This window comes from Rubrivivax sp. JA1026, from assembly GCF_011065555.1.
GTDB classification, from domain to species: Bacteria; Pseudomonadota; Gammaproteobacteria; order Burkholderiales; family Burkholderiaceae_C; genus Rubrivivax; species Rubrivivax benzoatilyticus.
Map to the genome: position 1 here is coordinate 334,236 of NZ_JAALCQ010000003.1, position 21,444 is coordinate 355,679.

Annotated in this window: 20 protein-coding genes and 3 tRNA genes; 2 read left to right on the top strand and 21 right to left on the bottom strand. The window is 70.9% G+C overall.

The window, feature by feature from the left end; all coding sequences use genetic code 11:
* The first annotated feature begins 73 nt into the window (after positions 1-73).
* Positions 74-601, top strand: coding sequence for a hypothetical protein (locus G5B56_RS08125; protein WP_164962867.1), 528 nt, complete (start codon positions 74-76; stop codon positions 599-601).
* 164 nt (positions 602-765) lie between these two features.
* Positions 766-1,188, top strand: coding sequence for a DUF1810 domain-containing protein (locus G5B56_RS08130; RefSeq protein ID WP_009855422.1), 423 nt, complete (start codon positions 766-768; stop codon positions 1,186-1,188).
* Positions 1,189-1,310: 122 nt separating this feature from the next.
* Here the strand turns inward: G5B56_RS08130 and G5B56_RS08135 are convergent.
* The 21 genes from G5B56_RS08135 to G5B56_RS08235 form a co-directional block, all read right to left on the bottom strand.
* Positions 1,311-1,386, bottom strand: a tRNA-Glu gene (locus tag G5B56_RS08135).
* A gap of 99 nt (positions 1,387-1,485) precedes the next feature.
* A tRNA-Glu gene (locus tag G5B56_RS08140) sits at positions 1,486-1,561 on the bottom strand.
* Between the two features lie 62 nt (positions 1,562-1,623).
* Positions 1,624-1,699, bottom strand: a tRNA-Ala gene (locus G5B56_RS08145).
* Between the two features lie 65 nt (positions 1,700-1,764).
* Positions 1,765-3,153 carry a glutamate--tRNA ligase gene (gene gltX / locus G5B56_RS08150; protein ID WP_009855423.1) on the bottom strand — a complete coding sequence of 463 codons (1,389 nt, stop codon included), beginning with the start codon at positions 3,151-3,153 and terminating at the stop codon, positions 1,765-1,767.
* 7 nt (positions 3,154-3,160) lie between these two features.
* The gene (locus G5B56_RS08155) at positions 3,161-4,360 is read right to left on the bottom strand and encodes an O-succinylhomoserine sulfhydrylase (protein WP_164962868.1); all 1,200 of its coding nucleotides are present in this window, start codon (positions 4,358-4,360) and stop codon (positions 3,161-3,163) included.
* Positions 4,361-4,364: 4 nt separating this feature from the next.
* Positions 4,365-5,873: an amidophosphoribosyltransferase gene (gene purF, locus G5B56_RS08160; RefSeq protein WP_164962869.1), complete on the bottom strand. Its 1,509-nt coding sequence runs from the start codon at positions 5,871-5,873 to the stop codon at positions 4,365-4,367.
* Between the two features lie 11 nt (positions 5,874-5,884).
* The gene (locus G5B56_RS08165) at positions 5,885-6,382 is read right to left on the bottom strand and encodes a CvpA family protein (RefSeq protein ID WP_009855426.1); all 498 of its coding nucleotides are present in this window, start codon (positions 6,380-6,382) and stop codon (positions 5,885-5,887) included.
* A complete protein-coding gene (locus G5B56_RS08170; RefSeq protein ID WP_029719041.1) occupies positions 6,382-7,155 on the bottom strand; it encodes an SPOR domain-containing protein in 774 nt (257 codons plus the stop codon). Before G5B56_RS08170 ends, G5B56_RS08165 begins: the two co-directional genes overlap by 1 nt.
* A 6-nt stretch (positions 7,156-7,161) precedes the next feature.
* The gene (gene folC / locus G5B56_RS08175; RefSeq protein ID WP_164962870.1) at positions 7,162-8,445 is read right to left on the bottom strand and encodes a bifunctional tetrahydrofolate synthase/dihydrofolate synthase; all 1,284 of its coding nucleotides are present in this window, start codon (positions 8,443-8,445) and stop codon (positions 7,162-7,164) included.
* 56 nt (positions 8,446-8,501) lie between these two features.
* The gene (accD, locus tag G5B56_RS08180) at positions 8,502-9,374 is read right to left on the bottom strand and encodes an acetyl-CoA carboxylase, carboxyltransferase subunit beta (RefSeq protein ID WP_009855429.1); all 873 of its coding nucleotides are present in this window, start codon (positions 9,372-9,374) and stop codon (positions 8,502-8,504) included.
* A 14-nt stretch (positions 9,375-9,388) separates the two neighbouring features.
* Entirely contained in the window at positions 9,389-10,198 is an 810-nt protein-coding gene (trpA, locus tag G5B56_RS08185) for a tryptophan synthase subunit alpha (protein ID WP_164962871.1), read from the bottom strand.
* Positions 10,195-11,442 (bottom strand): tryptophan synthase subunit beta, encoded by a 1,248-nt coding sequence (gene trpB / locus G5B56_RS08190; RefSeq protein ID WP_164962872.1) that lies wholly within the window; start codon positions 11,440-11,442, stop codon positions 10,195-10,197. The genes trpA and trpB overlap by 4 nt, the downstream gene beginning before the upstream one ends.
* Positions 11,443-11,460: 18 nt before the next feature.
* On the bottom strand, positions 11,461-12,093 hold the full coding sequence (locus G5B56_RS08195; protein ID WP_164962873.1) for a phosphoribosylanthranilate isomerase: 633 nt from the start codon (positions 12,091-12,093) through the stop codon (positions 11,461-11,463).
* A 129-nt stretch (positions 12,094-12,222) separates the two neighbouring features.
* Complete coding sequence (truA, locus tag G5B56_RS08200) at positions 12,223-13,047, bottom strand: tRNA pseudouridine(38-40) synthase TruA (RefSeq protein WP_164962874.1); 825 nt, start codon at positions 13,045-13,047, stop codon at positions 12,223-12,225.
* Positions 13,040-15,625, bottom strand: a complete 2,586-nt coding sequence (locus tag G5B56_RS08205) for a FimV family protein (protein WP_164962875.1) — start codon at positions 15,623-15,625, stop codon at positions 13,040-13,042. Before G5B56_RS08205 ends, truA begins: the two co-directional genes overlap by 8 nt.
* 228 nt (positions 15,626-15,853) lie before the next feature.
* Positions 15,854-16,984 carry an aspartate-semialdehyde dehydrogenase gene (gene asd, locus G5B56_RS08210; RefSeq protein WP_009855916.1) on the bottom strand — a complete coding sequence of 377 codons (1,131 nt, stop codon included), beginning with the start codon at positions 16,982-16,984 and terminating at the stop codon, positions 15,854-15,856.
* 94 nt (positions 16,985-17,078) lie between these two features.
* Positions 17,079-18,170 (bottom strand): 3-isopropylmalate dehydrogenase, encoded by a 1,092-nt coding sequence (gene leuB / locus G5B56_RS08215; protein ID WP_164962876.1) that lies wholly within the window; start codon positions 18,168-18,170, stop codon positions 17,079-17,081.
* A gap of 26 nt (positions 18,171-18,196) precedes the next feature.
* A complete protein-coding gene (gene leuD, locus G5B56_RS08220; protein ID WP_164962877.1) occupies positions 18,197-18,847 on the bottom strand; it encodes a 3-isopropylmalate dehydratase small subunit in 651 nt (216 codons plus the stop codon).
* A gap of 5 nt (positions 18,848-18,852) precedes the next feature.
* Positions 18,853-18,984 (bottom strand): entericidin A/B family lipoprotein, encoded by a 132-nt coding sequence (locus tag G5B56_RS08225; RefSeq protein WP_009855913.1) that lies wholly within the window; start codon positions 18,982-18,984, stop codon positions 18,853-18,855.
* 19 nt (positions 18,985-19,003) lie between these two features.
* Positions 19,004-20,428 carry a 3-isopropylmalate dehydratase large subunit gene (leuC, locus tag G5B56_RS08230; RefSeq protein WP_009855912.1) on the bottom strand — a complete coding sequence of 475 codons (1,425 nt, stop codon included), beginning with the start codon at positions 20,426-20,428 and terminating at the stop codon, positions 19,004-19,006.
* A gap of 13 nt (positions 20,429-20,441) precedes the next feature.
* The gene (locus tag G5B56_RS08235; protein WP_009855911.1) at positions 20,442-21,332 is read right to left on the bottom strand and encodes a LysR family transcriptional regulator; all 891 of its coding nucleotides are present in this window, start codon (positions 21,330-21,332) and stop codon (positions 20,442-20,444) included.
* Positions 21,333-21,444: the final 112 nt, after the last annotated feature.

Genomic DNA, 21,444 nt, shown 5'->3' on the forward strand with positions numbered 1-21,444 from the left:
GGCCGGACGCCGACGCGGATCGTGTCAGTCGTCCATTGTTCTGTTCGCCCACGGTCGCGGGGATACTCCGGCGATGACCCTCTCCCCCCGCATCACCCTGTCCCTGCTGGCCGCCACGCTGCTGCTGGGCGCCTGCGCGTCCAAGGAGGTCGGCCGCGCCGGCGACGCCGCGGTCACGCCGCTGAAGGATCTCAACGTCGTGCGTGAAGCCATCCCCGAGGTGCTGCGCGCCGCACGCAAGGCGCCGTACCGGCTGGACGCCGACACCAGCTGCGCGAGCACCGCGACGGAGGTCGCCGCGCTGGACGACGCGCTCGGCCCCGACCTCGACGCGCCGCGCGGCGCCGAGGCCGGCCTGCTCGAACGCGGCACCGACGCGGCCGGCGACGCCGCCATTGGCGCCGTGCGCCGCACCGCCGAGGACGTGATCCCGTTCCGCGGCTGGATCCGCAAGCTGACCGGCGCCGAGCGCCACTCGCGCGAGGTGACAGCGGCGGTGATCGCCGGCGGCGCCCGGCGCGCCTTCCTCAAGGGCTGGCGCAGCGCCCAGGGCTGCCCGGGCGCCGAGGCCGCCGCGACGAACACCGCCCAGCGCCCATAAGCCGGGCCGCCGGCGGTCGTGGCCGCCGACGGCCCCATGGGCGACCACCGCCGCCACTTGACGGCAGTCAACTCGACAAGCTCCGCAGGCGGCATCCTCGTGGACAGGAAGCGGGGTGGCCGACGGCCGCCACGACGGGTTCAACGCTTGGCTTGGGGCTGACGATGGAAGACCGCCACGACCTGCAACGTTTCGTCGACGCGCAGGAGCCGGTCATCGACCGGGTGCTCGCCGAGATCGGCGCCGGCCGCAAGACGACGCACTGGATGTGGTTCATCTTCCCGCAACTCGCCAGCCTGGGGCGCAGCTCGATGGCGCGGCTGTACGGCCTGCACGGGCGCGACGAAGCCCTGGCCTACTGGCGCCACCCGGTGCTCGGGCCGCGCCTGCGCCTGTGCTGCGAGAAGCTGCTGGCCGTGCCGGGCCACGCGTCGGCGCTGCAGGTTCTCGGCAGCCCCGACGATCTGAAGCTGCGTTCTTCGCTGACGCTGTTCGCTGCGGTCGCGCCGGAGGAACCGGTGTTCCGACTGCTGCTCGAACGCTTCTACGACGGCCACCCCGACCCGCTGACGGCGGCGCAGCTCTGAACTTCGCGCACCGCGGACGGCACGGCGCCTGAACCCGCGCGCGGCCGGCAACGGGCGGCAACGTCACGCCGACGCAGCGCACAAAGACAAACGGCACCTTGCGGTGCCGTGTGCTGCCTTGATGGCGTCCCCTAGGGGATTCGAACCCCTGTTACAACCGTGAAAGGGTCGTGTCCTAGGCCTCTAGACGAAGGGGACCTGGAATCTGCGTCGTCTCGTGCGCGAAAGCCCGATTCTCCCGACGCGGAAAACCGGCCTTGAAAAGACAAACGACACCTTGCGGTGCCGTCTGCTGTTTGGCGTCCCCTAGGGGATTCGAACCCCTGTTACAACCGTGAAAGGGTCGTGTCCTAGGCCTCTAGACGAAGGGGACTGAAACCTTCGCGCCCTGAACGGCGCCGCTGGCTTGATTCCGTCACTCCCTCGCGGGAGATTTGGTGGAGGTAAGCGGGATCGAACCGCTGACCTCTTGCATGCCATGCAAGCGCTCTCCCAGCTGAGCTATACCCCCATCGAATTGCTTCGACTTGGAACTAGCGGTGCCGTTCAAGCGAGACCAAGAGTATAGAACGTGTTTCAGATGGATTGCAAGCGCTCGAGCAAAATTTTTCGCTCGAACAGCGCAAGCACCGCGTCGATCGACGGCGTCTGCGGCCGGCCGCAGACCAGCACACGCAGCGCCGGGGCCAGCTGCGGCATCTTCAGCTGGTGATCGGCCAGCACCTGCTTCATCGCCTGGGCGATGGTCGCCTTGTCGAGATCGATCTCGGCGAGCCGCTCGCGCAGCGCGCGGATCGCCGGTTTCACGGCGTCGGTGACGTAGGTCTGCAGGTCCTCGTCGCGCGGCGTGACCGGCACGTAGAGCATCTCCGTCCAGTCGGCGAGCTCGACGACCGTCGTGCAGCGGTCCTTGAACAGCGCCGCGGCACGCGTCAGCCGGTCCAGGTCGCCGGCCGTCACGCCGCGCGTCGCCAGTTGCTGCTGCACCAGGCCCGCCAGGCGCGCGTCGTCGGCCTGCTTCATGTAGTGCGCGTTGACCCAGGCGAGCTTGGCCGGGTCCCATTGCGCCGGGCTCTTGGCGAGGTGGCTGCCGTCGAACCAGCGCACCATCTGCTCGCTGGAGAACAGCTCCTCGTCACCGTGGCTCCAGCCCAGGCGCGCGAGGTAGTTCAGCATCGCCTCGGGCAGGTAGCCCATTTCCTGGTAGGCGGTGACGCTGACCGCGCCGCGGCGCTTGGACAGCTTCAGGCCGTCGTCGCCGAGGATGATCGGGCAGTGGCCGAAACGCGGCAGCGGCGCACCCAGCGCGCGGAAGATGTTGATCTGCCAGGGCGTGTTGTTGATGTGCTCGTCGCCGCGGAAGACGTGGGTGATCTTCATGTCCCAGTCGTCGATGACCACGGCGAAGTTGTAGGTCGGCATGCCGTCCGGGCGCAGGATGATCAGGTCGTCGATCTCGGTGTTGGAGATCATGATCGGGCCCTTGACCAGGTCGTCCCAGGCGACCATGCCCTGTTGCGGATTGCGGAAGCGCACCACCGGCTTCACGCCCTCGGGCACCGGCGGCAGCACCTTGCCCGGCTCGGGGCGCCAGCGGCCGTCATAGCGCGTCTTCTCGCCACGGGCGCGCTGCTCCTCGCGCATCGCGTCCAGTTCCTCGGGCGTGCAATAACACTGGTAGGCCGTGCCTTCGGCGAGCATCTGCGCGATGACGGCGTGGTAACGCTCCAGGCGCTGCGTCTGGTAGAACGGGCCTTCGTCGTACTCCAGGCCCAGCCACTTCATCGCGTCGAGGATCTGGTCGACCGATTCCTGTGTCGAGCGCTGGACGTCGGTGTCCTCGATGCGGAGCACGAACTGGCCGCCGAAGTGGCGGGCATAGGCCCAGGAATACAGCGCGGTGCGCGCGGTGCCCAGGTGCAGGAAACCCGTCGGCGACGGGGCAATGCGGGTGCGGACGTTCATGCCAGTCTCAAGCCAGTGAGTCGAGGCCGCGAGCGAGGTCGGCCTTCAGGTCTTCGATGTCTTCGAGGCCGACCGCCACGCGGATCATGCCCTGGGTGATGCCGGCGGACAGACGCTGGGCCTCGCTGAGCCGCCCGTGCGAGGTGCTCGCCGGGTGCGTGATCGTCGTCTTGGTGTCGCCGAGGTTGGAGGTGATCGAGCAGATGCGCGTCGCGTCGATGACGGCGAAGGCGCCGGCACGTTCGCCGCGAGCGATGAAGGACACGACGGCGCCGCCGCAACCGCCCTGCTGGGCCATCGCCAGCGCGTGCTGCGGGTGCGATTCGAGCCCCGGGTGGTAGACCCGTTCGACGGCCGGGTGCGCCTCGAGCCAGCGCGCCAGCGCCAGCGCCCGTTCGCTCTGCGCCTTCAGCCGGATCGACAGCGTCTCCAGGCCCTTCAGCACCACCCAGGCGTTGAACGGCGACAGCGCCATGCCGGCGCTGCGCATCACCGGCACCAGCTGGCCGTCGATCGCCTCGGCCGGGCCGCAGACGGCGCCGGCGACGACACGCCCCTGGCCGTCGAGGAACTTGGTGCCCGAGTGCACGACGAAGTCGGCGCCGAACTCCACCGGGCGCTGCAGCGCCGGCGTGCAGAAGCAGTTGTCGACGGCCAGCCTGGCGCCGCCGGCGTGCGCGATCTCGGCCAGCGCACGGATGTCGCAGACCTCGGTCAGCGGGTTGCTCGGCGTCTCGGCGAACAGCAGCTTGGTGTTCGGGCGCATCGCGTCGCGCCACTGGGCGACCTCGGTCTGCGAGACGAAGGTCGTCTCGATGCCGAACTTGGCGAAGTCCTGGAACAGCTTGATCGTCGAGCCGAAGACGCTTTGCGAGCAGACCACGTGGTCGCCGCCCTTCAGCAGCCCCAGCACCAGCAGCAGGATCGCCGACATGCCGCTGGCGGTGCCGATGCAGCCGCTCGTGCCTTCCAGCGCCGCCAGACGGCGCTCCATCATCGTCACCGTCGGGTTCGAGAAGCGGCTGTAGACGAAAGCCTCCTCCTCGTTGGCGAAGCGGCGCGCGGCGGTCTCGGCGTCGGGGTGCACGAAGCTGCTGGTGATGAACAGCGCCTCGGAGTTCTCGCCCCACTCGGTGCAGGGCAGGCCCTCGCGCACGGCCAGCGTGTCGCGGCGCGCGTCGGCGGGCAGATCGGTCTTGCGGATCATCGGGTCATTCCTCCGCGCTCTGCAAAGCGAGGCGAGAGCGGGCCGGGCCGTCCTCCTCGTCGAACTGCAGCTTGCGCTGCGTCTCGATGGCCTGGAAGTCGGCAGCACTGACGTCGCCGGTGACGTAGACGCCGTCGAAGCAACTCGCCTCGAAGCCCTGCACGTTCGGGTTGAGCGCGCCGACGACCCGCTTCATCGCGTCGACGTCCTGGTAGATCAGCGCGTCGGCGCCGATGAACTCGCGGATCTGCTCGATGCTGCGGCCGTGCGCGATCAGCTCTTCCTTGGTCGGCATGTCGATGCCGTAGACGTTGGGGAAGCGCACCGGCGGCGCGGCGCTGGCCATGTAGACGCGCCGGGCGCCGGCCTCGCGCGCCATCTGCACGATCTCCTTGCTCGTCGTGCCGCGCACGATGGAGTCGTCGACCAGCAGCACGTTGCGGCCCTTGAACTCGACGCCGATCGCGTTGAGCTTCTGGCGCACGCTCTTCTTGCGCACCGACTGGCCCGGCATGATGAAGGTGCGGCCGACGTAGCGGTTCTTGACGAAGCCTTCGCGGTAGGGCTTGCCGATCTTGTGTGCCAGCTGCATCGCGCTCGGGCGGCTGGACTCGGGGATCGGGATCACGACGTCGATCTCGCTGGGCGGCATCGTCGAGATCAGGCGCTGGGCCAGCGTCTCGCCGAGGTTCAGCCGCGCCTGGTAGACCGAGATGCCGTCCATCACCGAGTCCGGCCGCGCGAGGTAGACGTACTCGAAGATGCAGGGATTCAGCCGCGGCGCCTCGGCGCACTGGCGGGTGTGGGTGACGCCGTCCTGGTCGATGAACACCGCCTCGCCCGGCGCGATGTCGCGCACGAAACGGAAGCCGCTGCCCTCGATGGCCACCGACTCGCTGGCGAGCATGGTCTCGCCTTCGGGGCCGACACCCAGGCACAGCGGGCGGATGCCGTGCGGGTCGCGGAAGGCCAGCAGGCCGTAGCCGGCGACCAGCGCGATGACGGCGTAGGAGCCGCGCACACGCTTGTGCACCGCGGCGACGGCCGTGAAGATCTCCTGCGGCGTCAGCGGCAGGCCGGTGGCGGCCTTGTCGAGCTCGTGCGCCAGCACGTTGATCAGCACCTCGGTGTCGCTCTCGGTGTTGATGTGGCGGCGGTCGACGTCGAACAGCTCCTGCTTCAGCGCATGGGCGTTGGTCAGGTTGCCGTTGTGCACCAGCACGACGCCGAACGGCGCGTTGACGTAGAAGGGCTGCGCCTCTTCCTCGCTGTAGGCGTTGCCGGCGGTCGGGTAGCGCACCTGGCCCAGGCCGACGTTGCCCGGCAGCGCACGCATGTTGCGGGTGCGGAAGACGTCGCGCACCATGCCGCGCGCCTTGTGCATGAAGCACTTCGTGCCCTGCATCGTGACGATGCCGGCGGCGTCCTGGCCGCGGTGCTGCAGCAGCAGCAGCGCGTCGTAGATCAGCTGGTTGACGGGCGTCTTCGCGATGACGCCGACGATGCCGCACATGGGAGTTCCTTTCAGGCCGGCAGATGCCGCGCCAGATCGACCGGCAGCACGGGCTTGAGCCCCTGCATGGCGGTATTGAGCCACAGCGCGCCCTGCGACTGGCGCCAGGCGACGGATTGAGAAGCCGGCGTCAACGCGACGACGGTCGCCAGCGCCAGCAGCAGGACGCCGCCGCGCAGCAGGCCGAAACCGGCGCCGAGCGCGCGGTCGGCCGGTGACAGCGGGGTCGCGTGCACGAGCAGGCGCACCAGGCGCGACAGCAGCGACCACACGACGAGCGCGGCGACGAAGGTCAGCACGAAGGCGGCGCCGTGGTTCAGCGGCCCGCCCGGCGTGCCGACCGGCAGGTGGCGCGCCAGATCGGCGGCGAACCACTGCGCGGCGAACCAGGCGACGATCCAGCCGGCCAGCGACATCGCCTCGAAGACGAAACCGCGCACCAGGCCGACGACGGTGGACACCGCGAGCACGGCGAGCAGCGTCCAGTCGACCCAGCCGAGCTCGGCCATCACAGCGTCAGCACCGCCGCCGGCAGGCCCGCGGCCTTGAGCTTGGCGGCGGCGCGGTCGGCGGCCTCGCGGCTGTCGAACGGGCCGACACGCAGCCGCGTGCGCTTGCCGGCGCTGGTGTCGACGACCTGGGTGTAGGTCTTGAGCCCGCTCTTGTCGGCGCGCGAACGCGCCTGGTTCAGCGCCGCGGTGTCGGCGAAAGCGCCGATCTGGACGACGAAACGCACTTCCTTGGGCGCCGAGGCGCCGTCGAGCAGCGCCTTGGCACGTTCGGCATCGGCGCGCGCCGCGGCCGTCGGCTTGGGCGCGACCGCCGAGGCCGGCTTGGCGATCGTCGCGGCGGCGTCGGGCTTGACCGCCGGCGCCGAGGCCGGCTTGGCCGGAACGGCTGCGGCCGGCGCAGGCTCGACCTTGGGCTCGACCGCCGGTGCAGGCGCTGGCGCCGCGGGCGCGGACGCCGGCTCCTCGTCGACCGGGCTGTCGGCGATCACGACACCGCTGGAACGTGCGCTGCGCGGCGGCAGCGACACGCCGGGCGCCGACGCCGCGCTGCCGCGCAGCTCGATCGGCACGTCGACCGAGACCGGCCGCGGCTGGGTGTCGAAGACGACCGGGAAGCCGATGACGCCGGCGACCAGCAGCACCGCGGCGCCGATCAGGCGGCGACGGGCGCGCGTGCGCGCGACCTGGACATCGGCGCCGTCGGCGGGCGGCGCGCCACGGCGTTCAGGCGCGGGAGAGGGTTTTCGCTTCAGGAACGAAGGCAGAGGCATCGGGTGTCAGCCGGCATGCGGCGCCGACAGCCGCGGCAGGCCGTCGCGCAGAACGCCGCCCACGGTGTAGAACGATCCGAAGACGACGATTCTATCGGCAGGGTCGGAGGCGGCCAGCGCGGCGCGCAAGGCCTCGCTCGGCGTGGCGTGGCGATGCACCGGCGTCGTGTCGCCGAGGACTGCGGCCAGTTCGTCGGCCGTCGCGGCACGCGCCGTCGGCAACGCGCAGACGTGCCATTCGTCGATCAGCGGCCGGATCTTCGCCAGCGCGCCGGCGATGTCCTTGTCGCGCATCGCGCCGAAGACGGCGCGGGTGCGCGGGTAGAAACCCATCGCGTCGAGGTTCAGCGCCAGCGCGGCCACCGACTGCGGGTTGTGGGCGACGTCCAGCACCAGCGCCGGCTGCCCCGGCACGACCTGGAAGCGGCCCGGCAGGTCGACCAGCGCCAGCCCGGTGCGCACCGCCTGGGCGGTGATCGGCAGGCGCTCGCGCAGGCTCTCGAAGGCCGCCAGCGCCGCCGAGGCGTTGAGCAGCTGGTTGGCGCCGCGCAGCGCCGGGAAGGCCAGGCCGTTGTAGCGCCGGCCGCGGCCGGCCCAGTTCCACTGCTGGCGGTCGCCGTCGTGGCGGAAGTCGCGCCCGGCCAGCCAGAGGTCGGCACCGATCTCGCGCGCGTGGTCGATGACGCTGGCCGGCGGCAGCGGGTCGCCGACGATCGCCGGGCGGCCGGTGCGCATCACGTGCGCCTTCTCGAAGCCGATGCTCTCGCGGTCGGGGCCGAGGAACTCGGTGTGGTCGAGGTCGATGCTGGTGATGACCGCGCAGTCGGCGTCGAAGGCGTTGACGGCGTCGTAGCGCCCGCCGAGGCCGACCTCGAGGATCACCAGGTCCAGCGGCGCCAACGACAGCAGCCGGGCAATGGCCAGCGTCGTGAACTCGAACTTGGTCAGCGTGATGTCGCCACGCGCCTGCTCGACGGCGTCGAAGTGCGGCAGCAGCGCGTCGGCGTCGACCGGGCGGCCGTCGACGCGGCAGCGTTCGGTGAAATGCACCAGCTCGGGCTTCTGGTACAGGCCCACGCGATAGCCGGCCTGCATCGCGATCGATTCCAGCATCGCGCAGGTCGAGCCCTTGCCGTTGGTGCCGGCGACGACGATCAGCGGCATCGTGAACGCGAGGCCCAGGCGGCGGCGGACCTCGACGGTGCGCTCCAGCGACAGGTCCATCGAGATCGGGTGCATGCGCTCGCAGTGGGCGAGCCAGTCGTCGAGCGTGGCGGGCAAGGCGGTCATGGAAGCAAAACCGGGCCACGAAGGGCCCGGTGTCCGTTGAGACGGATGGAGCGGCGTCAGGCGACCGCGTCGGCGCTCTGGCGCTGCAGCTTGGCGAGCAGGCGGGCGACGGTGGCGCGCATCTGGCGGCGGTCGCAGATCATGTCGAGCGCGCCCTTCTGCAGCAGGAACTCGCTGCGCTGGAAGCCTTCGGGCAGCTTCTCGCGCACCGTGTTCTCGATGACCCGCGGGCCGGCGAAGCCGATCAGCGCCTTCGGTTCGGCGATGACGACGTCGCCGACGAAGGCGAAGCTGGCCGACACGCCGCCCATCGTCGGGTCGGTCAGCACGCTGATGTACGGCAGCTTCGCGCGCGCCAGCCGCGTCAGCGCGGCATTGGTCTTGGCCATCTGCATCAGGCTCAGCAGGCCTTCCTGCATGCGCGCGCCGCCGGTGCCGGCGAAGCTGACGAACGGCACCTTCTGCTCGATCGCCGCCTCGACGCCGCGCACGAAACGCTCGCCGACCACCGAGCCCATCGAGCCGCCCATGAAGTCGAACTCGAAGCAGGCGGCGACGAGCGGCACGCTCATCACCGCGCCGCCCATGACGATCAGCGCGTCGGTCTCGCCGGTGGTCTCGAGCGCCGACTTCAGGCGCTCGGGGTACTTCTTGCTGTCCTTGAACTTCAGCGCGTCGACCGGCAGCACCTCCTGGCCGATCTCCCACCGCCCTTCGGCGTCGAGGAAGTGGTCCAGGCGCTCGCGCGCACCGATGCGGTGGTGGTGGCCGCACTTCGGGCAGACGTTGACGTTCTGCTCGAGGTCCGTCTTGTAGAGCACCGTCTCGCAGGACGGGCACTTGATCCACAACCCTTCGGGCACCGTGCGGCGCTCGCTCGGGTCGGTGGGTTGGATCTTCGGCGGCAGCAGCTTTTCCAACCAGCTCATCGGTTCACTCCTAGTTATGCGTCCAGCGCGGCACGGATGCCGGCGATGAAGTCGCGCGCCGCGGCAGCCACGGCCTCGCGCGGCTGCTCGGCGAGCAGTTGCACCAGCCGCGAGCCGATGACGACCGCGTCGGCGACCTCGGCGACCGCACGCGCCGTGGCGGCGTCGCGGATGCCGAAGCCGACGCCGACCGGCGTCTGCACGTGCGCGCGGATGCGCGGCAACATCGCCGCCACCGCCGCGGTGTCGAGGTGACCCGCGCCGGTGACGCCTTTCAGCGAGACATAGTACACATACCCGCTGGCCAGCCGGCCGACCAGGCGCATGCGTGCGTCGGTCGAGGTCGGCGCCAGCAGGAAGATCAGGTCCAGCCCGGCGGCCTTCAGGCGCGCGGCGAAGTCCTCGCACTCCTCGGGCGGGTAGTCGACGATCAGCACGCCGTCGACACCGGCGGCCGCCGCGTCGCGGATGAAGGCGCCGTCGCCGTGGCGGCCGTCGTAGCGCTCGACCGGGTTGGCGTAACCCATCAGCACGACCGGCGTGTGCTGGTTGCGCTCGCGGAAGGCACGCACCGCGGCGAAGACCTGGGCCAGGCCGATGCCGCGCGCCAGCGCGCGTTCGCCGGCCTGCTGGATCACCGGGCCGTCGGCCATCGGGTCGGAGAACGGCACGCCGAGCTCGATGACGTCGGCGCCGCCCTCGGCCAGCGCAGCCATGATCTCGGGCGTCGCGTCGGCGTACGGGTCGCCGACGGTGATGTAGGGGATCAGCGCCTGGCGGCCGTCGCGGGCCAGGGCCTCGAAGGTGGCGGCGATGCGGCTCATTGCGCACCTCCCTTCACCGTCTGGCCGCGGCACGAAGGCCGGCAATAGAAGTCGGCACCGGACAGGTCGGCGACGGTGCCGATGTCCTTGTCGCCACGGCCGGACAGGTTGACCAGCAGGATCTGGTCGGGGCGCATCGTCGGCGCGATCTTCATCGCGTGGGCCAGCGCGTGGCTGGACTCGAGCGCCGGGATGATGCCCTCGGTGCGGCAGAGGTGGTGGAAGGCCTTCAGCGCCTCGTCGTCGGTGATGCCGACGTACTCGGCACGGCCGATGTCCTTCAGATAGGCGTGCTCGGGGCCGACGCCGGGGTAGTCCAGGCCGGCGGAGACCGAGTGCGTCTCGATGATCTGGCCGTTGTCGTCCTGCAGCAGGTAGGTGCGGTTGCCGTGCAGCACGCCGGGCGAGCCGGCCGACAGCGACGCCGCGTGTTTGCCGCTGTCCAGGCCCTGCCCCGCGGCCTCGACGCCGATCAGCCGCGTGCCTTCGTGGCGGATGTACGGGTAGAAGATGCCCATCGCGTTGCTGCCGCCGCCGACGCAGGCGATCACGGCGTCGGGCTGGCGGCCGGCGAGTTCGGGCATCTGCTGCAGGCACTCGTCGCCGATGACACGCTGGAAGTCGCGCACCATCGCCGGGTACGGCGCCGGGCCGGCCACGGTGCCGATGATGTAGAAGGTGTTCTCGACGTTGGTGACCCAGTCGCGCAGCGCCTCGTTGAGCGCGTCCTTCAGCGTCTTGCTGCCGCTCTCCACCGGCACCACCTTGGCGCCCAGCAGATGCATGCGGTAGACGTTCGGGCTCTGGCGCTTGACGTCCTCGGCGCCCATGTAGACCACGCACTCCAGGCCGTAGCGCGCGCAGATCGTCGCCGTGGCGACGCCGTGCTGGCCGGCGCCGGTCTCGGCGATGACGCGCGGCTTGCCCATGCGCCTGGCGAGCAGGGCCTGGCCGATGACGTTGTTGATCTTGTGCGCGCCGGTGTGGTTGAGGTCTTCGCGCTTCAGGTAGATCTGCGCGCCGCCGAGTTCGCGGCTGGTGCGCGCGGCGTGGTAGATCGGGCTCGGGCGGCCGACGAAGTGCTTGAGTTCGTGGCGGTACTCGGCGACGAACTCGGGGTCGTCGCGGTGGCGCGCGTAGGCGTCCTGCAGCTCGTGCAGCGCGTGGGTCAGCGTCTCGGCGACGAAACTGCCGCCGTAAGGCCCGAAGTGCCCGCGGGCATCGGGCTGGTCGTAATTCAGCATGGCGAGGTGTCCTTCGATTCAGGCGGTGCGGGCATCGGCCTCGCGCACCGCTTGGCAGAACCGGCGCATCAGCGCGGCATCCTTGATGCCTTTGTCGCGCTCGACGCCGGAGCTGACGTCAACGGCCCAGGGCCGGACTCGAAGCACCCCATCGGTCACGTTGGCAGGATTCAACCCACCAGACAAAACGACCGGAACGGGCACGCTTGGTGGTATCAGTGACCAATCGAAGACCTTTCCGCTCCCGCCGTAAGCCTCGACATGCGTGTCGAGCAGCAGGCCCGTCGCGCCGGGATGGCGCCGGGCGAAGTCTAACAAATCGACTCCCGGCGCCATCCGCGCGGCCCGCAGCCAGGGACGGCCGACGGCGGCACACTGCTCGGGCGTCTCGTCGCCGTGGAACTGCACCAGCGCCTGCGGCACGAGGCGCACGGCGTGGGCGATGGCCTGCGGCGCGGCGTTGACGAACAGCAGCACCGGCGTGACGAACGGCGGCAGCCGGCGTGCCAGTTCGGCGGCACGTTCGGGCGTCACCGCGCGCGGGCTCTTCGGGTAGAGCACGAAGCCCAGCGCGTCGGCGCCGGCCTCGACGGCGTCGTCGACGTCGGCCTCGCGCGTCAGGCCGCAGATCTTGATCCGGGTGCGGCTCAAGGCCTTTCCTTCATGGTGATGCCAAGACAGGTGCACGACGCGGGCTCGCCAAGCGGCCGCCGTGGCCCGGCTTGGCCGGGGCACCGGAGGGGCCCCCTGGGGGAAGCGCCGAAGGCGCTTCGGGGGGAGTCACGGACCCCATTGCATCGCCGGCGTGTGCTCGGGGATGGCGAAGGCCGGATCGTAGTACGGGCCGACGAAGTACAGCCCGTCCGGCGGGAAGGTCGGCGCGGCGGCGTCGCGGCTGCGCGCGGCCAGCACCTCGGCCATCCACTCCGGCTTCTGGCGGCCGCTGCCGACGGCGACCAGGCAGCCGACGATGTTGCGCACCATGTGGTGCAGGAAGGCGCTGGCGTCGAACTCGATGCGCCAGTAGGCGCCGCGGCGCTCGACGCCGATCGAACGCATGGTCTTCACCGGCGTCAGCGCCTGGCAGCCGGCGGCGCGGAAGGAGCTGAAGTCGTGTTCGCCGATCAGGTGCGCCGCGGCAGCCCGCATCGCGTCGCCGTCCAGCGGCCGGAAGACCCAGCCGCAGGCGCCGGCCTCGATCGCCGGGCGCACCGGCGCTTCGAGGATGACGAAGCGGTAGCGCCGCCCTTGCGCGCTGTTGCGGGCGTGGAAACGGGCATCGACACGCCGGCACCACTGCACCGCGACGTCGTCGGGCAGGTAGCGGTTGGTGCCGCGCACCCAGGAGAACTCGTCGCGCTCGACCGGCGCATCGAAGTGCACGACCTGGTTGAAGGCGTGCACGCCGGCGTCGGTGCGGCCGGCGCACAGCGTGCCGACCGGCGTGGCGGCGAACTGGCCCAGCGCGCGCTCGAGCACGTCCTGCACGGTGCGGCCGTCGGGCTGCGACTGCCAGCCGTGATAACGCGCGCCGCGGTAGGCGATGCCCAGCGCGATGCGGCCGCCCGGCGCGACGGCCGGGCCGCCGGTGTCGTGTTCAGCCAAGCGAGGACAGCATGGCCTGGGCCTTGGCCTTCAAGGCGCCGTCGGCCTTGGCAATGACTTCGTCGAGCAGGTCGCGTGCGCCTTCGAGGTCGCCGATCTGGCGGAACTCCTCGGCCAGCTCGAGCTTGCGCGCCAGCGGGTCGCCGTCGCCGATCGGCGGCAGCGAATCCGGGCCCAGGCCGAAGTCGCTGAAGTCGAGTGCCGGCTCGCTGGTGTCCAGCGCGGCCGGCCGCGACGGCGCGGCGGCCGGGGCCGGCGGCGCCAGGTCGCCGAGGTCGAAGTCCAGTGCGTCCATCGGTGCCGGCGGCGTGGCGTCGGCACGTTCGCCGAAGGACATCTCGGGCGTCGGGATCGGCTCGTCCAGCGGCGCCGGGTGGGTGTCGACCAGCGGCAGCTCGAAGTCCAGCGGCGCGTTGTCGGACACCGGGCCTTCGTCACGCGGGATCGGCTGGGTCGCTTCCATCGCCAGCGGCGACGGCGCAGCCGGCGTCGGGGCGTCGAGATCGAGATCCAGGTCCAGGTCGGCGGGCGCGGGCACCGGCTCGGGCGGCAGCGACGACTCCTCGGGCGCGAACGGCGCCGGCTTGGCGGCGTGCGGCAGCGTCGTCGCGGCCAGCGGCTCGATGACCTTGCCGCCGGGGCCCACTTCCAGCGCCGGAGCGCCACCCGGCTGGTACAGCGGATTCTCCGGGTCGATCTGGCGGCCGAGTTCCTGGGCCTTCTCCCAGTCTTCGCCGCTGCCCTGGGTCATCGTGTAGACCTGGGTGGCGAGCAGCTCGAAGCCCTTGATGTCGCGGCGCTTGACGTAGACCTCGAGCAGCTTGACGCGGATCGCCATGCGCTCCGGGTTGGCGCGCATCGCCTCCTTGAGGATCTCCTCGGCCTGCAGGTCGCGGCCGTAGGCGAGGTAGACGTCGGCCTCGGCGACCGGATCGACGTCGCCGATCGCGTCGAGCTGCGACAGCGAGTAGCTCATCGACGACGGCGCGCCCGACGGCGTGGCCTCGCGCGTGTCGACACGCTGGCCACCGGTGCCACCGAAGAACGAGTCGGGCTGCAGGCGGCTCTCGAGGAAGGAGGTCTCGCCGCCGCCCTTCTGCGCGCCCTGGCGGCGACGCCAGAACAGCAGGCCGCCGAGCATCGCGACCAGCAGGCCGGCGGCGGGCATCAGCATCGGGTTCTCGAGCAGCGAGTCGACGAAGCTCTGCTCCTCCTGCACCGGCATCGGCGGCGGAGGCGCCTTGCGCGGCTTCTTGGCCGGCGCCGAGGCGGCCGACGCGGGCTCGGGCGCCGACGCGGCTTCGGGCGCCGACGCCGCCGGCGGCACCGTGGCCGCGGTGATCGTCGGGGCCGGCGTCGAGGGCGCCTCGGCCGAGGCCGTCGCCGCGGGCGCGGCGGGCTGGGCCGGCGCGGAGGCCGCGCCCTGCAGCTTCTTCAACTCGTCGACGTTGCGCGCCAGCTCGGCCAGACGCTGGTCGGCGGCGCGGCGCTCGGCCTCCTTGGACAGCTTGGCCTCCGGCGCGGCCGCGACGGCGCCCTGCGACAGCTTGAGCTTGTCGGGCGTCGGCGCGGCGGCCTGGCGGCGGTCTTCGACGCTGGCCTGCACCTTGCCCTTGGCCTGGCGCGCCGGCTCGTCGGCGGCGGCCGTGGTGCTGCCGGCCAGGCGCTGGCGGTAGGCGGCGAAGTCAGCCGCCTGCGCGACGATGATCTCGCGGGCCTCGGCCGGCGCGAGCTTGGCCGCGTCGTCGGACGACGGCACGGTCAGCACGGCGCCGGACTTCAGCCGGTTCATGTTGTCGCCGACGAAGGCCTGCGGGTTGCCGCGGAACAGCGCCACGAGCATCTGGTCCAGCGAGACGCCGGCGGCCTGGGTGCGCGAGGCGATGCCGAACAGCGTGTCGCCGCGGCGCACGCGGACCTGGTCATCGGCATCGGCGGCCCGCGCGGCACGCGGTGCCTCGGCCGGCTTGGCGGGCGCGGGCCGTGCAGCCGGCTTCAGCGCCGGGGCCGGCGGCTGGGCGGCGACGGCCGGCGCCGGCGGAGCGACGGCCGGGGCAGGCGCCGGGACCGGCGCGGTGACAGCCGGGGCACGGGTGGGCGCCGGGGCCGGCGAGATCGACGGTGCGGCCACCGGTGCGGGCGTCGCCTGCGCGGCCCGCGTCGTCGGCGGGTCGAACAGCATCGTGTACTCGCGCACCAGCCGGCCGGTGGCCCAGCTGGCCTCGAGGATGACGTCGACGAAGGGCTCGACGATGCTGCGGTCGCTGCTCAGGCGCAGCACCTGGCGGCCGTCGGGACGGCGCAGCAGCGTCACCTGGGCATCGCCGAGCACGGCGTTGTATTCGACTCCGGCAGCACGGTAGGCGTCGGGCGGCGCGATGCGCAGCTTCAGCGTGCCGGCCTCCTCGGCCGTCAGGCTGGTGACGTCGATCTCGGCACGAAGCGGCTCGCCCAGTGCCGACTGCACATTGAGCCGGCCGAGACCGAGCGCCCAGGCGGACGTGCCCCACAGGCAGGCGGCAGCGAATGCCACCCCGGTCAGCGCGAAACGCGCGGCGTTCGTCGAACGGTGATTCAAGGCGTCTCCCACAACACGTCCCGGACGGCGCACCCGAGCGGGTGGCCGCAATATCTGTCACCGGGAAAAGGCCGATTATGTCCGGCGCTCGCGACAGAAATCACAACGATGTCAAGCATATAGGCAAGCAAGCTCACCCAAAGCCTGACATTCGGGACCGAAGTGCGCCCAATTCCGCGCCGGGCGCGTCTTGTTGCCGGCCGGCAACGAGCCAGCCGGCGGCACCGATCACTGTTCGAGCAGGATGCGCAGCATGCGGCGCAGCGGCTCGGCCGCGCCCCAGAGCAGCTGGTCGCCGATCGTGAAGGCGCCGATGTACTCCGGGCCCATCGCCAGGCGGCGGATGCGGCCGACGGGGATCGACATCGTGCCGGTAACGGCCACCGGGGTCAGGTCGCGCAGCGTCGCTTCGCGGGTGTTGGGCACGACCTTCACCCACTCGTTGTCGGCAGCGATCATCGCCTCGATGTCGGCCACCGGCACTTCGCGCTTCAGCTTGAAGGTCAGCGCCTGCGAGTGGCAGCGCATCGCGCCGACACGCACGCAGAAGCCGTCGACCGGCACCGCCGGCGAACCGAAGCCTTCGCCCTGGCCGAGGATCTTGTTCGTCTCGGCCATGCCCTTCCACTCTTCCTTGGACTGGCCGTTGCCGAGATCCTTGTCGATCCACGGGATCAGCGAGCCGCCCAGCGGCACGCCGAAGTTGGCCGTCTCCTCGGGCGTCAGCGCGCGCTGCTTGGCGATGACCTTGCGGTCGATCTCCAGGATCGCGCTCTTCGGGTCGTCGAGCAGGCTGCGGACCTCGGCGTTGAGCGTGCCGTACTGCGTCAGCAGCTCGCGCATGTGCTGCGCGCCACCGCCCGAGGCCGCCTGGTAGGTCTGGGTGCTCATCCACTCGACGAGCCCGGCCTTGTACAGCGCGCCGACGCCCATCAGCATGCAGCTGACGGTGCAGTTGCCGCCGATCCAGTTGCGCCCGCCGTTGGCCAGCGCGTCGCGGATCACCGGCATGTTGACCGGGTCGAGCACGATGACGGCGTCGGGGTTCATACGCAGCGTCGACGCCGCGTCGATCCAGTGGCCGTTCCAGCCCGCTGCGCGCAGCTTCGGGAAGACCTCGGTCGTGTAGTCGCCGCCCTGGCAGGTCAGCACGATGTCGCAGCGCTTGAGCGCGTCGATGTCGTACGCGTTCTGCAGCCGCGTCTCGTTCTTCACGAGCTCGGCCGGGGCGTTGCCGCCGGCATTGCTGGTGCTGAAGAACAGCGGTTCGATGAGCGCGAAGTCACCTTCGGCGCGCATGCGATCCATCAGCACGGAACCGACCATCCCGCGCCAGCCGACCAATCCTACGAGTGCCATGTATCCACCTTTTCGACGTGTCCCGGACCCCTTCTGCCCTGCCCCGGCTCGCTTCGCCGGGGTCCTGGAGTGGGGGCGAGACGATCCGAGAGCTTCAGCTCTTGGTAATCGTTTTGCCGGTGATCGCCGCGACGACGGCGTCGCCCATCTGGGCGGTGCCGACGCGCTGCGTGCCTTCAGACCAGATGTCGGCCGTGCGCAGACCGGCGGCCAGCACGGCGCGCACGGCCGACTCGATGCGGTCGGCGGCTTCGGGCTGGGCGAGGGTGTAGCGGAGCATCATGGCGGCCGACAGGATTGTAGCCAGCGGGTTGGCGATGCCCTGCCCCGCGATGTCCGGCGCGCTGCCGTGGCTGGGCTCGTACAGGCCCTTGTTGTTCTTGTCGAGCGAGGCGCTGGGCAGCATGCCGATCGAGCCGGTGAGCATCGCCGCCTCGTCGGACAGGATGTCGCCGAACATGTTGCCGGTGAAGACGACGTCGAACTTCTTCGGCGCCTTGACCAGCTGCATCGCGGCGTTGTCGACGTACATGTGCTCGAGCTCGACGTCCGGGTACTGGGCGTGCACCTCGGTGACGACGTCCTTCCAGAACTGGAAGGTCTCGAGCACGTTGGCCTTGTCGACGCTGGTCACCTTGCCGCGACGCTTGCGTGCCGCCTGGAACGCGACGTGGGCGATGCGCTCGATCTCCGGGCGGCTGTAGCGCATCGTGTCGAAGGCTTCTTCCGCACCCGGGAAGTGGCCGTCGACGGCGATGCGGCGGCCGCGCGGCTGGCCGAAATAGATGTCGCCGGTCAGCTCGCGGATGATCAGGATGTCCAGGCCGGCCACCAGCTCGGGCTTCAGGCTCGAGGCGTGCGTCAGCTGCTCGTAGCACAGCGCCGGGCGCAGGTTGGCGAACAGGCCCAGGTGCTTGCGCAGGCCGAGGATCGCCTGCTCGGGGCGCAGCGAACGCTCCAGCGTGTCGTACTTCCAGTCGCCGACGGCGCCGAACAGCACCGCGTCGGAGGCCTTGGCCAGCGCCAGCGTCGACTCCGGCAGCGGATGGCCGTGCGCGGCGTAGGCGGCGCCGCCGACGAGCGCGGTCTCGGTCTCGAACGGCAGGTCCAGCACGTTCAGCACCTTGACGGCTTCGGCGACGATCTCGGTGCCGATGCCGTCACCCGGGAGGATGGCGATCTTCATGGTTGTCCTTGGGTGTTGGCGGCTTGTCAGCCGACGAGGCGCTGGTCGAGCCAGGGCATCCTGGCCAGGCGCTCGGCCTCGTAGGCGCGGATCTTGTCGGCGTGGCGCAGCGTCAGGCCGATGTCGTCGAAGCCGTTGACGAGGCAGTACTTGCGGAAGGGCTGCACCTCGAAGGGCAGCTCGCTGCCGTCGGGCTTGACGATCACCTGACGCGGCAGGTCCACCGTCAGCGTGTAGCCCGGGAAGGCCGCGACCTCGTCGAACAGGCGCGCAACCTGAGACTCCGGCAGCACGATCGGCAGCAGGCCGTTCTTGAAGCAGTTGTTGAAGAAGATGTCGGCGAAGCTCGGCGCGAGGATCGCGCGGAAGCCGTACTGCTGCAGCGCCCAGGGCGCGTGCTCGCGGCTGGAGCCGCAGCCGAAGTTCTCGCGCGCCAGCAGCACCGAGGCGCCGGCGTAGCGCGGCTGGTTGAGCACGAAGTCCGGGTTCGGCTTGCGCGCCGCCGGGTCCTGGCCGGGCTCGCCGCGGTCCAGGTAGCGCCATTCGTCGAACAGGTTGGGGCCGAAGCCGGTGCGCGCGATCGACTTCAGGAACTGCTTCGGGATGATCGCGTCGGTGTCGACGTTGGCGCGGTCCATCGGGGCGACGAGCCCCTGGTGCACGGTGAAGGCTTGCATGGCGGTCACTTCTTGGCTGCGCCTTCGATGGCCTGGCCGGCTTTTTGAATGTCCTGGCCGACGCCCTTGACGGTGTTGCAGCCGGCCAGCGCGACGACGGCGAGGCAGGCCAGCAGTGCGGCGAACGAACGCTTCATGACGTTTCTCCTCGGGAGATCAGGCGACGCGGCGCACGTCGACGAAATGGCCCGCCAGCGCGGCCGCGGCGGCCATCGCCGGGCTCACGAGGTGGGTGCGGCCGCCGGCGCCCTGGCGGCCTTCGAAGTTGCGGTTGCTGGTCGAGGCACAGCGCTCGCCCGGCTCGATGCGGTCGGCGTTCATCGCCAGGCACATGCTGCAGCCCGGCTCGCGCCACTCGAAACCGGCGCCGCGGAAGACCTCGTGCAGGCCTTCGGCCTCGGCCTGGGCCTTGACGCGGCCCGAGCCCGGCACGACCAGCGCCTGCTTGACGTTGGCCGCGACGCGCCCGCCGACGCGGCGCACGACCTCGGCGGCGGCGCGCAGGTCCTCGATGCGGCTGTTGGTGCACGAGCCGATGAACACGCGGTCGACCGCGATGTCGGTCAGCGCCTTGTTCGGCTCCAGGCCCATGTAGACCAGCGCGCGCTCGATCGCGGCGCGCTTGACGGCGTCCTTCTCCTTGTCCGGGTCGGGCACGCGGCCGTCCACCGGCAGCACCATCTCCGGGCTGGTGCCCCAGGTGACCTGCGGCAGGATCTGCGCCGCGTCGAGCTCGACGACGGCGTCGAAGTGCGCACCCGGGTCGCTGTGCAGCGTGCGCCAGTGGGCGACGGCGTGGTCCCAGGCGACCCCGCTCGGCGCGAACGGCCGGCCCTTCACGTACTCGATCGTCGTGTCGTCGACGGCCACCAGCCCGGCGCGCGCGCCGGCCTCGATCGCCATGTTGCAGACCGTCATCCGGCCTTCCATGCTCAGCGAACGGATCGCCGAGCCGCCGAACTCGATCGTGTAGCCGGTGCCGCCGGCGGTGCCGATGCGGCCGATGATCGCCAGCACGACGTCCTTGGCGGTGACGCCGCGGCCCAGACGGCCCTCGACCTTGACCAGCATGTTCTTCGCCTTCTTGGCCAGCAGCGTCTGCGTCGCCAGCACGTGCTCGACCTCGCTGGTGCCGATGCCGTGCGCCAGCGCGCCGAAGGCGCCGTGGGTGCTGGTGTGGCTGTCGCCGCAGACCACCGTCATGCCCGGCAGCGTGGCGCCGTTCTCCGGGCCGATGACGTGCACGATGCCCTGGCGCTGGTCCAGGAACGGGAAGTAGGCGGCGGCGCCGAAGGCGCGGATGTTGGCGTCCAGCGTCGTGATCTGCTGCTTGGAGATCGGGTCGCGGATGCCGTCGTAGCCCTCGGCCCAGCCGGTGGTCGGCGTGTTGTGGTCGGCGGTGGCGACGATGGAGCTGACGCGCCAGACCTTGCGGCCGGCCAGCCGCAGCCCTTCGAAGGCCTGCGGGCTGGTCACCTCGTGAACGAGGTGGCGGTCGATGTAGAGCACGGCAGTGCCGTCTTCCTCGGTGTGCACGACGTGCTCGTCCCAGAGCTTGTCGTAGAGCGTGCGAGCGGTCATCGGAGTTCCTCGGTCAGGATTCTGAAGTGCGCAGCGTCTGGACGAAACGCTGCACGACGGCGGGCAGGACGTCCTGCGTGCGCACCGCCAGACGGTATTCGCGTGCGGCCCAGGGCTCGTCGAGCGCGAGCACGTGCACCGCGAACACCTGCGCCAGGCGCTCGGCGACGGCCGCCGGCAGCACGGCGACGCCGAGCCCGGCTTCGACGAGCTGGGCGATGGCGTCGAAGCCGCGCACCTGCAGCCGCGCCTTCAGCGTGCGGCCGCGCGCCTCGGCCTCGGCGCGCATCGTCTCCTGCGCCGCGGCGCCGGCGTGCAGGCCGACGATGTCGTGATCCAGCAGGGCCTCGAAACGCACGCGCGTGCCGGCGGCCAGCACGTGGCCGCGCGGCACCATCGCGGCCAGCGAGCCGCCGCGGTAGCGCCAGGTGGTGAGGCGGTTGTCCAGTTGCGGCGGCACGAAGATGCCGACGTCGGCGCGGCCTTCGGCCACCGAGGCCTGGACCTCGGAGCTGGTCTGGTCCTCGAGGCTGATGCGGATCTGCGGATGGGCCTGCGAGAACGCCGCCAGGTCCGGCGGCAGGCACTCGGCGATCGCGCCGGCGTTGGCGACGACCAGCAGGTGGCCCTTGATGCCGCGGGAGAACTCGGCGACCTCGCTCTCCAGCGCATGCAGCGAGGCATGCAGGCCGCGGATGTGGCGCACCAGCGCACGGCCGGCTTCGGTGGGCTCGACACCGCGCGCCCGGCGCTCGAACAGCGCGACGCCGAAACGTGCCTCCAGGTCCGACAGCCGCCGGCTCGCCGCCGCCAGCGCGAGATGCTCACGCTTGGCGCCGGCGGTGATGCTGCGGGTGTCGGCGATCGCAAGCACGAGGTTGAGGGTGACGAGGTCGAAGCGCATGGGCCGCCGCGCAGTCTATCCCTTCGCAAACCACAAAACCATGCCAATGATACGAAGCAAGCCTTCGCGCCGAGCGAAGCCAGCAGGCTGCGATGGCGGCGCCGCGGCCGCC

Excerpts from the sequence above, each read along its gene's own strand:
- G5B56_RS08125 (WP_164962867.1), top strand. The coding sequence starts at position 74 with ATGACCCTCTCCCCCCGCATCACCCTGTCCCTGCTGGCCGCCACGCTG.
- leuB (WP_164962876.1), bottom strand. The coding sequence starts at position 18,170 with ATGAAGATCGCCATCCTCCCGGGTGACGGCATCGGCACCGAGATCGTC.
- purF (WP_164962869.1), bottom strand. The coding sequence starts at position 5,873 with ATGTGCGGCATCGTCGGCGTCATCGCGAAGACGCCCGTCAACCAGCTG.
- gltX (WP_009855423.1), bottom strand. The coding sequence starts at position 3,153 with ATGAACGTCCGCACCCGCATTGCCCCGTCGCCGACGGGTTTCCTGCAC.
- G5B56_RS08155 (WP_164962868.1), bottom strand. The coding sequence starts at position 4,360 with ATGATCCGCAAGACCGATCTGCCCGCCGACGCGCGCCGCGACACGCTG.
- trpA (WP_164962871.1), bottom strand. The coding sequence starts at position 10,198 with ATGAGCCGCATCGCCGCCACCTTCGAGGCCCTGGCCCGCGACGGCCGC.
- G5B56_RS08225 (WP_009855913.1), bottom strand. The coding sequence starts at position 18,984 with ATGAAGCGTTCGTTCGCCGCACTGCTGGCCTGCCTCGCCGTCGTCGCG.
- accD (WP_009855429.1), bottom strand. The coding sequence starts at position 9,374 with ATGAGCTGGTTGGAAAAGCTGCTGCCGCCGAAGATCCAACCCACCGAC.
- leuC (WP_009855912.1), bottom strand. The coding sequence starts at position 20,428 with ATGACCGCTCGCACGCTCTACGACAAGCTCTGGGACGAGCACGTCGTG.
- folC (WP_164962870.1), bottom strand. The coding sequence starts at position 8,445 with ATGACCGCCTTGCCCGCCACGCTCGACGACTGGCTCGCCCACTGCGAG.
- asd (WP_009855916.1), bottom strand. The coding sequence starts at position 16,984 with ATGGCACTCGTAGGATTGGTCGGCTGGCGCGGGATGGTCGGTTCCGTG.
- G5B56_RS08170 (WP_029719041.1), bottom strand. The coding sequence starts at position 7,155 with ATGCCTCTGCCTTCGTTCCTGAAGCGAAAACCCTCTCCCGCGCCTGAA.
- leuD (WP_164962877.1), bottom strand. The coding sequence starts at position 18,847 with ATGCAAGCCTTCACCGTGCACCAGGGGCTCGTCGCCCCGATGGACCGC.
- G5B56_RS08165 (WP_009855426.1), bottom strand. The coding sequence starts at position 6,382 with ATGGCCGAGCTCGGCTGGGTCGACTGGACGCTGCTCGCCGTGCTCGCG.
- G5B56_RS08235 (WP_009855911.1), bottom strand. The coding sequence starts at position 21,332 with ATGCGCTTCGACCTCGTCACCCTCAACCTCGTGCTTGCGATCGCCGAC.
- trpB (WP_164962872.1), bottom strand. The coding sequence starts at position 11,442 with ATGCTGAATTACGACCAGCCCGATGCCCGCGGGCACTTCGGGCCTTAC.
- G5B56_RS08130 (WP_009855422.1), top strand. The coding sequence starts at position 766 with ATGGAAGACCGCCACGACCTGCAACGTTTCGTCGACGCGCAGGAGCCG.